The sequence below is a fragment of the Spiroplasma endosymbiont of Anurida maritima genome, from assembly GCF_042465095.1.
GTDB lineage: Bacteria > Bacillota_I > Bacilli_A > Mycoplasmatales > Mycoplasmataceae.
On sequence record NZ_CP102059.1, the window covers coordinates 57825 to 71355 of the forward strand.

Sequence of the window (13531 nt, forward strand, 5' to 3'; positions counted from 1 at the left end):
AAATTTATCCTTGGAAAAAATCGCGTAAAACTTTTGCTTTCGAATTTGAACTATTAGGTTTAAATTTTCTTAATGTTTTATGCTCAATTTGTCTAATTCTTTCTCTTGTGACTTTAAATTCTTTTCCTACTTCTTCTAAAGTTTTTTGTGAATCATATTTTGATAATTGAATATCTATCACTGGATTTTTCTTTAACTGAATTCTTTCGATTGAAGTATCTAAATGTAACTCCATACTTTTTACTGTATTTCAAAATAATTCATAATCAGGATCATCACAATCTTTTGAAAGCCTTAATAAAGTTCTTATCTTTGTTGGTAAAATTCCAAATCGCATTCTAATTACTTTTTCTTCTCTAGCTGAAAGTACTTCTTTAAAAACTTCATCTATTACTTGACGTAATTCTTGTTGTTCAGCTGACTCATCTGGTGCAGACATATCTTTATCGTTTACAAAATCCCCAAAATGTGTGTCATCTTCATCACCAATAGGTTTTTCTAATGAAACTGGTTCAATTGAAAGCTTTTTAATTTCACGAACTTTATCACTTGTGATTCCGTTGTCCATTTCAATAGCTACTTCTTCATAAGTTGGTTCTCTTCCCAACTCTTGTGTTAATTGTCTTTCAATTCTAGTTAATTTATTTATTGTTTCTACCATATGAACCGGAATCCTAATTGTTCGCGCTTGATCAGCAATAGCTCTTGTTATTGCTTGACGAATTCATCATGTAGCATATGTTGAAAATTTGAAACCTCTTGTATAGTCAAACTTATCAACAGCTTTCATTAATCCAACATTCCCCTCTTCAATTAAATCAGCAAATTCTAAACCACGATTTAAATGTTTTCTAGCAACTGAAACTACTAATTTTAAGTTAGAAGTAATTAATTTATTTCTACCATGTGTTCTGACTAACTCATCATCACTTTCTAACATTTTTGCATATTTAACCTCTTCTTCACGGGTTAAAATTTTGCTTCCACCAAGAGTATTAAAATAAGATTTAATGATATCTTGAACTTTAGTTTCGTTTGAAATTCCGGCTACTTTATATTTTGAATTAGCTTTTGGTTTTTTTTCCTTTATGCTAATTAAATGTTTTGTAGGTTTTTTTATTTCTTTAAAGCTAATTTTTGATTCTTCCACGTATTTAGTTAAATATTCATCGCTATTTGTTTTGTTTTCAAAAACAAGATTATTGTTTATAAACGTTAATACTTCTTTTTTATTGATNNATTTTCTTTTTTTTTCATTCAAAAAAGTGTCTAAATTATCTTTAAACTCATTATATTCTGTAATTTTTAATTCTTTATTTTTAACCATTTAGTTCATCCTTCTATTATTCAAGTTTATTATCATTATACCAATTTCTTTTAAAATTTTTAGGGATTTGTCACCCTTTTTAATTTTTTTGTATTTTTCTATTAAATCTATTTCATGCTTATGACAAGATAATTTTTGACCATAATCTTTTCAAGCTTTTAGCTTTATTTCAGACGTTGGAGAAATGACGTTTTTAATATGCTTCAAATCAACTAATAAATTATTTGAAATATTATAATGTTTAATAGATTTTTCATCCAATATAGTTTCAAATGATAAATTTATACCTGGATTTTCTTGATAAAATTGTTCTATTATTCTTGCCCAATCTCTTGCATTGTGATTAATGAAAGAACCGATGTGTTTTTTATAACCTTCAAAATCTTCTTTATTCATAATCATGTGTTTTAAAATTAAATATTCAATATTTTTTATATTTTCCTTGGACCTATTATGTCTTTTTCAGATACTTAAATAACTTTCTTCTAAAGAACTTTGGTAATTTTTAACAATTTTTGGATTTTCTTTTTTCAAATTCTTCAGTAAAAAAATTATTGCTTGAATTTACACTTGAATTTGTCATCTCACTAACAAAATCATCTAAGAACTTGTCATCTAAATGAGCATCTATTGTTTCAACATCGTTATCTAAGAACTTTGGTTCATCAAAATTATGATTATAACTTATTGTGTCTTGGGTAAAAAAATCATGCGAAGTACTGTTTAAACGTTCAAAAGTTAATGTTTTAGGTTTCTTTTTTTGAGAATAATTTTTTTTGAAAATTTCATATGAATTTTTGATAATTTTTTTGTCAATGTTAATCTTTGATGATAATTCAATAATTGTTGATTCAATTTCAATTTCATCTTGTAAGTTAACAAGATATTCAAATACAAGATTTGAAACTTCTGTAGATTTATTTTGTAAAAATTTATTGTTTTCTGAATATTTAAAGATAATAAAATTTAAAAAACTAAATTTGCGATTAGTAATATCAATAAGAGCTTTTTTTCCATGCTTTTGCAAAACTTCATCTGGATCTTTTTCAACATCATTAATAATTAAACTTACATTTAAATTATTTTTAGCCAATATAACTGCGGCATTTTTTGCCGCTAAAAAACTCAACATCATCGTTATCATAAAAAAGAACAACGTTTTTAGTTAACTTGCTTATTTTACTAATGTGTTTTAATGTTAGAGCTGTCCCCATAATAGCTACACTGTTTTCAATTCCAACAGTTTCTAATGCAATAACATCCATAAACCCTTCACAAATAATAATGAAGTCTTTTAATTTTATTTTGACCATAGCATTATCCAAATTGTAAAGAATTTCATCTTTTTTAAAAACATCAGTCTCTTTAGAATTTATATATTTGGCAGATTCATCATTTGGTAAAAATTTTCTAGAGGAAAAAGCAACTATTTTTTTATCTTCATTTTTAATTGGAAAAATTATTCTATCACTAAAAAAAGAGTATTTTGAGTTATTCTTTTCGATGATTATATTGCTTTTTCTTAAATCTAAATCTGTAAACTCATGTTCTTGTTTTTTAACATCTAAGTAATTTAAAAAATTTTTATCATTCTTAAAAGCAACACCAATTTCAAACTTTTTAATGATTGAATCTGGTATTTTACGTGTATTTTTTAAATAATCATTTGCCTTATTGGAAAGATCATTGTTTGTAACTAATAAATTTAACTTAAAATAATCATTTGCCAATTTATTTATTGTTAAAAGCTTTTTATCTCCAGAAGAAACATATGCTTTATTATTTTGAAAATTACTATTATAATCAATATTTGCTTCTTTAGCCAACAACCCTAGAGCTGTTTTAAAATCCACTTTATTATATAAAGATGCAAATTCTATAATATCACCACCAGCACCACATGGAAAACACTTAAAAATTTGTTTACTAGTGTTTATTGATAAAGAAGGATTTGTATCTTCGTGAAAGGGACAAACCGCAACATGTGCATTACCTTTTTTTGATAAAGTTAGGTATTTACCAATATAATCTACTATGTCTAATTTTTCTTTAATTTTTTCAATAATATTATTTTTCAAATTAACCTACTTTTCAATAATAGTTTCTTTTTCTCACACAACTTTCTTCAGATTGCTTGCGTTTGAAAATTGAGATATATCTTTTTGATTGTTATCTATTTTATTTTTAGTGATATTTATATTTTTGTTATTGTTGTTAGTTTCATTTTTATTAATTTTATTCTTACTATTAACATTGTTTTTATGATTAGTATTAGTATTATTTTTAATAGTGTCATTTTTACTTTTTACTTTTTGATTAGTTAGCCCAACTTTAACTGATTCTACTTTTTCTGTAACAACTTTTTTTTTCGACCAATGGTAATTCAGTTTTTACATTGGTTTCATTTTTATTAGTTTTATTCTTACTATTAACATTGTTTTTATTGTATTAGTATTTTTAATAGTTATTATTTTTTAATAGTGTTATTTTTAATAGTGTTATTTTTTACTTTTTACTTTTTGATTAGTTAGCTCAACATTAACTGGTTCTACTTTTTCTGTAACAACTTTTTTTTCGACCAATGGTAATTCAGTTTTGACATTGGTTTCATTTTTATTTAAAGGTTTTGTAATAGTTTCTTTATTTTTAAAAACTTTTTTTATTATTTGTAAATTTTTTTCTTTGACCAGATTTTACATTTAGATTATCTTCATAAAATTCTTTTAAATTATTTCCGGCATTTTCAATGTAATTGATAATTGTTTCAATATTTTTAGATCTTTTGTTAAAATCTTTTTTTCAAATCATAAAATTCTTTAGTTAAACNNTATCTTTGCTCGTTAATACACCTTCTAATTCTGAGTAAAACTCTCAATTATTTTTTGGCAATGATGACATATTAGTAAATTTTAAAACTAATAATAATATTGGACCTAAAGTTGAAGGAGATGTTAAAAATATTTTTTTGTGAAATAAACTACCCATTAATTTTTTTTCATCCAAAATTTCAACATAAAAATTATAAAGAGCATCTGACGGTAAAAACATTAATACATAATCTAATTTATTTGTGCTATTTATATACTTTTGTAATGAATCTGCTGTTTGCAAAATTTTTGAAATAATTGCATCTTTATGTTTCTTTTTTTTGTGNNTATTATCTTTAGTTTCAAAAAACAATTTGTATTTATCAAGTGCAATAAACTTTGAATCTATTCCAATTAAAGAATTTTTATTGGTAGTTTTTATAATAGCATCAATAATATATTCTTTTTTTTCACTTTCATTAAACATCTTATATTGTGATTCTCATAAATTTACATTAGTACCAAAAAAACTTTTTAAAATATTTTCTAAAAAGTATTCACCAATCTTACCTTTTTCATTGCTGTTTGAAAAAACAGAACTTAACTTATTAACATTCTCATTATTTTCATTAATTTTAAAATTATTTTGTACCATCTTCTCGTTAAGTTCATTCAACTTAGCTGAGTCTTGTTTTTTATGTTTAAATAATTTAGCCACAATAATTATTAAAACAAGCAACAATAAAAGCATTGCTCCAAAAACTGATGAAATTATAATAATTAAATGTAAAGTGTTCATATATAAGTACCTTGAATTCTATAAATTTTTGTTAAAGAAAGTTTCTAATTCCGAAATTTTAATTCTGTCTTGTTTCATAGAATCTCTATCTCTAATTGTTACACAACCATCATTTTGAGTTTCAAAATCTATTGTTAAACAATAAGGTGTTCCAATTGCATCTTGACGACGATATCTTTTACCAATATTTCCACTGGCATCATATGTGCAATCAAATTTATCTGATAAAGTATCAAATAATTTTTCCCCTTGATCAAAAAGTTGTTTACTTAATGGCAATACTGCAATTTTATATGGCGCAATTTTTTTTGCTAACTTCATAACAATTCTTGAGGTTTCGTTTTCTAAAACTTCTTCGCAATATGCACTTTCCAAAATAGCTAACATTAATCTTTGCACTCCAACTGATGGTTCAATTACGTGTGGAATGTATTTTTCCTTACTTTCTTGATCTAAAAATTTTAAATCTTGCTTTGAAAACATTTCATGTTGATTTAAATCAAAGTTTGTTCTATTGGCAATACCTCAAAGTTCTCCACGTCCAAACGAAAAATCAAACTCAATATCAACAGTTCTTGAAGCATAATGAGCTAACTCTTTTTTATCGTGTTCTCTAATGAATAATCTATTTCGATCCACTTCAACTAAATCCAAAAATGAATTAACTTGATTTAATCAATAATCAAATCAATCAGTTGATGCTTTAGGATCAAAAAAGAACTCTAACTCCATTTGTTCAAACTCTCTTGTTCTAAAAATAAAATTACCTGGAGTTATTTCATTTCTAAATGATTTACCTATTTGACCAATTCCAAATGGAATTTTTTTACGACTTGTTCTTAAAACATTCTTAAAATTAACAAATATTCCTTGTGCTGTTTCAGGTCTTAAATGCACAATATTATCATCATTATGAATAACCCCTTGATGTGTTTTAAACATAAGCTCAAAGTGTCTAATATCTGTAAATTCCATTTTTTTACAATTAGGACACTTAATACTATTTGTTTTCAAAANATTACTTAATTCAACATCAGTTCACCCACCAGCATTCAGTGAACTATCAAAGTCTTCAATTAATTTATCTGCTCTAAATCTATTTTTACAATTTTTACAATCTACTAAAGGATCTGAAAAATTATCTAAATGTCCAGAAGCTTTTCAAACATTATTATTCATTATTATGTTTGAATCAATTCCCACATTATATTTGTTTTTAGAAACAAAAAAAGATCATCATAAATTTGTTAAATTTCTTTTAAGAGCAACCCCTAAAGGACCCATATCTCATGAATTAGCTAACCCTCCATAGATTTCACTACCCGGAAATACAAATCCTTGTACCTTTAAAAAACTAACTAAATCTTCAAATTTATTTTTTGCCATAACATTACCTTTTCCCTACTATATATAATACATTTTGTTTTTCTTTAATTCAAATATTGCATAAGAAAAAATACCAATTTTATTGATATAGTAATTTGTTAAAGAAGTAAAAAATAATTTATACTCTTTCATAAATAGTTTTTCAAAAGCAATATCTTTAAAAGTTTCTTTTCTTTCGTTTTCAATAAGATACTTTAAAAAGTTTGCGCTGTAAAAGTAGTCTTTTTCATCTAAACAATTTACACAAACAAGTCCTTCGTTGATAAAACTAAATGTTTTAATTTTGCTTGTTGTTTTACAAACAACACATTGTTGAAAGTTAAAATTAGAACCATAAAAAGTTAACATCTTTAAAAGGAAAAAGATAATAAAATGAATATTATCGACTTCATTATTTAAATTATCTAATATTTCCAATAAATAATTAAATATTCTTAGATTTGGTACTTTATTTTCTGTTGCTTGATCTGTAATTTCGCATATTAATGTAGCTAATAAATAGTCATTATAAACATTTTTTAAATTATCAAACCTTTTAATTAAATTTCCAGTCTTTAACTTACTTAACTTATCTGGCATACTAGATAAAAATATTTCAAAATCGCTATAATCTAGAAATTGCGTAGAAAATTTGTTTTTAGAAGTTGGTTTTTTAACTCCTAAAGCATAAACCCCTATTTTCCCGTGTTCCTTAGAAAAAACAGTTAAAATTTTATCAAAATTATTATAATCTTGTGTCTTAATAATAATTCCCGATAAAAATTTGGCCATTACTTATAACCCATCTTTGCTAAAATATTTGGTTTATTTCTTCATTTTTCTACAACTTTAACAAATAGTTCTAAATGAATTTTTTCATCAAAAATAAATTTTAATTCTCGTCTAGCGGCTGTTCCGATTTTTTTAATCATTTGTCCACCTTGACCAATTATTATTCCTTTTTGCGATGATCTTTCTACACAAATAGATGATGTAATATATAAAACATCATCTTCATGTTCATATTCATCGATTAAGATGGCCACACTATGAGGAATTTCTTCGTGAGTAAAATATAATACTTTTTCCCTAATTATTTCTCGAACTAAAAACTTATCTGGTTGATCAGAAAAAACTCCATCTTCATAAAACTTTGGACCTTCTTTTAAATAACTTTTTAAAATGGTTTTTAATCGATCTAAGTTAAATTTTTTNNTCATACTTGAAACTGGAACAATTTCTGTAAAAGAAAACTCTTTTGAAATTTGATCAATAAACTGTATCAGTTGATTCGAAGAAATTAAATCTATTTTTGTAACAACACAAATAACAGGTACTTCTTGTTCTTCTAAAGACCTTAAAATATGGCGATCATTTTCTGAAATATATTTATCACCCGGAATCAAGAATAAAATAGCATCACTACCTTTTGATGACTTGTATGCTGTTTTATTCATAAATTTTCCTATTTCTGTATTTGTTTTATGAATACCTGGTGTATCAATAAATACAATTTGTGAATCTTCCTCTGTTAAAATACCATTAATTTTATTTCTGGTAGTTTGTGGTTTTGGTGATGTGATTGCTACTTTTTTACCAATAAATGCATTCAATAAAGTTGATTTCCCTGCATTTGGTTTTCCTATAATAGATACGAATCCTGACTTAAACATTTTATTCTCCTTAAAAATTAAACCTTATTTGGCTATCTTCATCCAAACTAGAAGTTATTTTTAACTTATTAAAAATTTCTAAGTTGGTTTTGTTAATTCTTGTACGATTTTTTAAATCTGTTATTGATTTAAAACTTCCGATTTTTCTTTCTTCAATAATTTTACTTGCAACAGAATCTCCAAGTCCATCAACTGATGAAAATGGTGGGATAATAGTTTTTTCCTTATTTTCATTTTGAACAACAATGTAGTTCTTACTATCACTTAATTCTAATGAAATATTTGAAAAAGTAATATTTCGAGCATACATTTCTAAAGCAACTTCATAAATTGTAATTAAATCTTGCTCTTTAGCTGTTACAGAATTTCTCACACTGTATTCTTTTGAATTTAATTTATCTTTTATTGCTTTGTATTTAGCTTTAATAGCATTTGGACCACTTAGTATTGTTTCAATATCAAAAACACTTGTTCTTGTTGAAAAATATGTTGCATAATACTCAGCTGGATAATATACTTTAAACCAAGCAATTCTTCAAGCCATTAACACATATGCTGTAGCATGTGCTTTAGGGAATAAATACTTTATCTTTTGACAAGACTCAATATATCATTCTGGAATATTTTTTTCTTGTAATAAAGTTTTTTCCTCAGGTGTAAGACCTTTACCTTTACGCACACTTTCCATAATTTTAAACGCAGTGTTTGGTTCTATGTTGTTGTGAATTAAATTAATCATAATATCGTCTCGACAACTAATAACTTCTGATAGCTTAATGTTTTTTTTCTTNNTAATTAATATTTGAGCATTACCAGTTCATACATCTGTCCCATGTGATAAACCAGAAATTTGCACTAATTCTGCAAATGATTTTGGTTTAGTATCAGCTAACATTCTTCTAACAAATGGAGTTCCAAACTCTGGTAAACTAATAGCTCCAGTTACTTCCCCCATTATATCTTCTTGATTAATATTTAAATTAGTTAAACTTGAAAACAATGATAATACTTTTTCATCATTTGTCGGAATTTCTTTTGGATTAATTTTTGTGATATCACTTAGCATTTTTAAAGCTGTTGGGTCAACATGCCCTAAAATATCTAACTTTAATAAATTATCGTGAATGGCGTGAAAATCAAAATGTGTTGTTAATCAAGACGATTTTGTATCATCTGCTGGAAAGTTTACAGGAGTAAAATCCTCAATTTCATAGCCTTTTGGCACAACTAAAATTCCCCCTGGGTGTTGACCAGTTGTCCTTTTAACTCCTTCACACTCTTGTGCAATTCGTTCAATTTCTGTTTTTTTAATATCGTATTGATTATTTTCAGTAAAATAATCTCTAACATAAACAAACGCTGTTTTTTGAGCAACTGTTGAAATTGTCCCCGCTCTAAAACAATTTTCTTCTCCAAACATTTTTTTAGTTAAATTATGGGCTTGCGCTTGATAATCCCCAGAAAAGTTTAAATCAATATCTGGTACTTTATCTGCATTAAATCCTAAAAATGTTTCAAACGGAATATCATGACCTTCACCAATTAACTCTGATTGACAATCTGGACAAGTCTTTTTCGGTAAATCATATCCTGACTTATATTCACTATTTTCAATAAACTCACTATACTTACACTTTTTACAAATATAATGCGGAACTAATGGATTAACTTCTGTGATTTCACTTAATGTTGCAACAAAAGAAGACCCAACAGAACCCCTTGACCCAACTAAATAACCATCATTCAATGATTGTTTTACAAGTTGATGAGATATTCAATACACAACACCAAATCCATGCTTTATAATGTTATCTAACTCAAATTTTAAACGCTCTTCAACTATTGTCGGCAATTTATCACCATATACTTTTTTAGCATTTTCATAACAAAGATTTGTCAGCATTTCATCTGAACCTTCAATTACCGGTGTAAATAACCCATCTCGAATAACTTTAATCTTAGAAAAATTGTCTACAAAATTATTAATGTTATCTATAACAATTTTTTCAGCAACTTCACTTGGTAAAAAACTAAATTCTTTTAGCATTTCATCGGTTGTGCGATAATGCTGATCTGGATAATCCGTAATTCTATTTTTAAAATCATATAAAGGGTGAGGTTTTTTACCAATCCCTTTTGAATGAATATAAACTTCGCGATATTTTTTTTGTGCTTTGCTTATATAATGAACATCCCCTGATGCTAAAACTTTATTTGTTCCAGCAAGTGTAATAATGTTTTTAATAACATCATTAACTCTAGGTTCATCAAGCTCTTCTCTTTGTCACAAGTGTTTGTAAACAGATGGAGGTTGCACTTCAATATAATCATATTTTTCAATAGCTTGTTTTAATAACTGATCATTTTTATTTCTTGCAATCTCAAAAACATCTCCATTAACACAAGGAGAATTAACAACTAAATTTTTACGATTATCATTTATATCATCTCAAAATAATTTTGGGCTATTATAAAAAGATTTTGTATGAGCCTTTGAAACTAATTTAAATAAATCTTTTAAACCATTTTGGTTTTTAGCATAAACTGATACATGATATCCCCTTTGTAAATTATAAACTTTATCATCAATTATTTTTTCAATGTCAAAAAGGTTATCAATTCCATAATTTTCTGATAAATCTTTTAATTGCTTTTTAAAAATATCTTTTAAAACATTTGCATCATAATCCGCTCTATGGGCATCAATTTCGTTGTATTCTAATTGATATTTTTTAGCAACTGTTCCCAAACGATAGTTCTTGCTTACAGGAACTAATATTCTTGATAAGGCCAAGGTATCAATAACCGGATTTTTTAATAACTCTTTTTTATTTTCTAATAATTTTGTTTGAATAAAATCAATATCAAAGCTAGCATTGTGTGCCACCAAAATTGCATCATCAAATAACGAAATAACCTCATCGATTCTTTCGTTAAAATGTTTTTCTTTGCTTAAAAGCTCATCTGATAGATTGGTTAAATCTTTTGTAAACTGAGATAATTTACTATTTGATTTAAATAATCAATCAATTTTTTCTTCAGTATTGTTTTTGAAGTCTAAAATTACAGCCCCAATTTCAATTATTTCATCGTACTTAGCTGATAAACCAGTTGTTTCAATATCAAATATTACAAACTTTGCTTCATTTAAATTAACTTTTTGCTTATTTCTAACTAAGTCAATGTTTTTATTAATAACATTAAACTCAACCCCATAAAGAACATTTAATTCTGGATTAGCTAATGCATGTTTGTAAATTTCTGGAAAAGCTTGTACATTATTATGATCTGTAAAACCAATGGCACGATGTTTAAAATCAATAGCTGTTTTAAAAGCTTGTTTAACACTAACAACACTGTCCATTGCACTCATTTTTGTATGAACATGTATTTCTGATCTTCTTTTTTCACTTGAATCTAGAATTTTATCAACTTTTACATCATGTTTTTGAATTTTTTTTAGAAATAATACTTGTTCTTTAACAAAATTGTCATAGCGCAAGTCCCCTGCCGCTCACACATGGTCCCCCTCACTAATCATTTCTAAATCACCATCTGGTTGTATTTCTTTTCTAAAAGATTTTGCTTGAATTGAGTTTGTATTATCAGTTATAAAAAATGTATAAATATAAGAACCATTTTTTGTTCTCATAATTGTTTTCTTAAAGACTAAACCATGAATTACAGCATTAGGAAAGTCTTGATCAATATCGTTTAAGGTTTCAAATGATTTTTTACTTAAACTTATTTTTGAATTATACTTAATTAATTTTGGTTCTGGTGCAAAACTTTTTGGTTCAAAGTTCATATTACTTACCAAATTGTTTATTTTTTCATTTTTAATTTGTTCTATATCATTTTCTTTTTTTTGTAAGTTGATTGATATTTTTAAATTATTAAAACCATATTTTTGTAATTGATTTTCATAGTAACTTAAATGTGTCAGTATTAATGACTCTTCAATTTTGCTAAAGGCTGTTACTTCAAGTTCATTATTTTTTAAAGTGAAACGGTCTTTATTTAATTTACTGAAAGCTGAAGATTTTAATAGTGAATGATTATCAATAATATAATTAATATAGTTAAAAATAATATTTAAATTATACTTTTGAACCTTGCATTTGAAATGAAATTTAAATTGAAATGTATCATTTTTGTTAATTGCAGTTTCAAATTGTTTTAAAAATTCTACATTAAAAAAATCTTCGATTACCAATTCTACAAGATATTGTTTTTTTTCTAAAATGTAAATTGGATCACTAATTATTTTAGCTGAAGCTAAAATTGGGTTATCATTTACAAAGTTAATTTTTTCTAACAATTGATTTAATTTTTGATCGTGAATTTTCATAGTGTTTAGTCCTTTAAACTTTATTGCATTATATCATTACCACTAAAATTATTGGTAACGGTTTTTAGCTAAAATTTTTGCTATATTATCTTTAATATCGTTTTTTAAATTTAAAAGTTCTGCTTCATTTTTAATGACAATGTTTTTATCCATAATTAAAACTTCATCAATTACATCAACTATTTGGTAAAACTTTACCTTATTTGCTTTAAATAATTTTCTCAACATTTCGTTTGCTAATAAAATAGTTACGGCAAAAGAGTTATTTTTTTCAAAAGAACTGTAAGCTCACTTAAGTGGAAAAATTTTATTAATATCAGCTTTTTGTAAGTCTAATTTTAAATTACTATCAAAGTTTAATATTTTGTGATTTTTTAAATAAAATCTTTTCTTATTAAACAGGCCATAATTTATAGGTGATTTCATATCGGGAGTTGAAGCAATAAATTTTATTGTTCCATCAACAAACATAACTCCTGAGTGAATGATAGATTGCGGATGAATTAACACTTCAATATTTTTTGTGTTAAATAAATGATAAGCCTCTATTACCTCAAAGCACTTATTTATCATTGTATTAGAATCAATTGTGATATCAATGCCCATATCTCAATTAGGGTGAGAAATATTTTCTAATTTAATATCAGTATTTTTAAGTTCTTGTCTTGTAAAATTATTAAATTTACCACCTGATGCTGTTAAAAGAATTTTTTCAATTGCATTGTTTGTTTCTGTTGCTTGTAATATTGCATTATGTTCAGAATCAATAGAAATTAAATTTACTTTGTTTTTGTTAACAGTTTGTAAAAATTTTTTACCAAAAGCAACAATTGTTTCTTTATTCGCTAGCAAAAATTGTACTTTTTTAAAGTTAACTATTTTTAAAGAAAATGGTATTCCTGCAACACCACTAACAGCATTGATAAAAATATTTTTTTTGTTTTTATTAAAAAAATTATCTAAATTATCTTTTTCAGTATAAACCTGTAAATTAGGATTAATACTTATTACTTCTTTTTTACAGCACTAGAACAATAAACATATTTTAAATTTAAGTGGTTTTTATTAATTTTTTTAAAAAAATCAATATTTTTTCAAAAAGAAATAGCATTAAGAACAAAGTGCTCTGAATTGTTTTCAACAACTTCTAAAGTTTGTTTTCCAACAGAACCACTTACCCCTAAAATGCAAACCTTTTGCCTTTTCATA

12 protein-coding genes are annotated in these 13531 nt (G+C 25.5%); all 12 read right to left on the reverse strand.

Annotation, left to right across the window (positions count from 1 at the left end; translation table 4 throughout):
• Positions 1-4 precede the first annotated feature (4 nt).
• The 12 genes from NPX79_RS00315 to NPX79_RS00370 all read right to left on the reverse strand — a co-directional run bounded on the left by NPX79_RS00315 (position 5) and on the right by NPX79_RS00370 (position 13530).
• Positions 5-1327: a sigma-70 family RNA polymerase sigma factor gene (locus NPX79_RS00315; protein ID WP_381415154.1), complete on the reverse strand. Its 1323-nt coding sequence runs from the start codon at positions 1325-1327 to the stop codon at positions 5-7.
• Positions 1328-1861, reverse strand: coding sequence for a hypothetical protein (locus NPX79_RS00320; protein ID WP_381415155.1), 534 nt, complete (start codon positions 1859-1861; stop codon positions 1328-1330). It lies immediately after the preceding gene.
• Positions 1833-2420: a hypothetical protein gene (locus NPX79_RS00325; RefSeq protein ID WP_381415156.1), complete on the reverse strand. Its 588-nt coding sequence runs from the start codon at positions 2418-2420 to the stop codon at positions 1833-1835. Before NPX79_RS00325 ends, NPX79_RS00320 begins: the two co-directional genes overlap by 29 nt.
• Positions 2413-3405 carry a DNA primase gene (dnaG, locus tag NPX79_RS00330; protein WP_381415157.1) on the reverse strand — a complete coding sequence of 331 codons (993 nt, stop codon included), beginning with the start codon at positions 3403-3405 and terminating at the stop codon, positions 2413-2415. Before dnaG ends, NPX79_RS00325 begins: the two co-directional genes overlap by 8 nt.
• A 568-nt stretch (positions 3406-3973) precedes the next feature.
• Positions 3974-4135, reverse strand: a complete 162-nt coding sequence (locus NPX79_RS00335) for a hypothetical protein (protein ID WP_381415158.1) — start codon at positions 4133-4135, stop codon at positions 3974-3976.
• A gap of 12 nt (positions 4136-4147) precedes the next feature.
• Positions 4148-4933: a DNA recombination protein RmuC gene (gene rmuC, locus NPX79_RS00340; protein ID WP_381415159.1), complete on the reverse strand. Its 786-nt coding sequence runs from the start codon at positions 4931-4933 to the stop codon at positions 4148-4150.
• A gap of 18 nt (positions 4934-4951) precedes the next feature.
• Entirely contained in the window at positions 4952-6319 is a 1368-nt protein-coding gene (locus NPX79_RS00345; RefSeq protein ID WP_381415160.1) for a glycine--tRNA ligase, read from the reverse strand.
• Between the two features lie 18 nt (positions 6320-6337).
• Positions 6338-7090, reverse strand: a complete 753-nt coding sequence (recO, locus tag NPX79_RS00350; RefSeq protein ID WP_381415161.1) for a DNA repair protein RecO — start codon at positions 7088-7090, stop codon at positions 6338-6340.
• Entirely contained in the window at positions 7090-7971 is an 882-nt protein-coding gene (era, locus tag NPX79_RS00355) for a GTPase Era (protein WP_381415162.1), read from the reverse strand. Before era ends, recO begins: the two co-directional genes overlap by 1 nt.
• Positions 7972-7981: 10 nt before the next feature.
• Positions 7982-12322, reverse strand: coding sequence for a PolC-type DNA polymerase III (locus NPX79_RS00360; RefSeq protein WP_381415163.1), 4341 nt, complete (start codon positions 12320-12322; stop codon positions 7982-7984).
• Between the two features lie 48 nt (positions 12323-12370).
• Positions 12371-13330, reverse strand: a complete 960-nt coding sequence (locus tag NPX79_RS00365; RefSeq protein WP_381415467.1) for a 1-deoxy-D-xylulose-5-phosphate reductoisomerase — start codon at positions 13328-13330, stop codon at positions 12371-12373.
• Positions 13330-13530 carry a hypothetical protein gene (locus NPX79_RS00370; protein WP_381415164.1) on the reverse strand — a complete coding sequence of 67 codons (201 nt, stop codon included), beginning with the start codon at positions 13528-13530 and terminating at the stop codon, positions 13330-13332. The genes NPX79_RS00365 and NPX79_RS00370 overlap by 1 nt, the downstream gene beginning before the upstream one ends.
• Between the last annotated feature and the right edge of the window lies 1 nt (position 13531).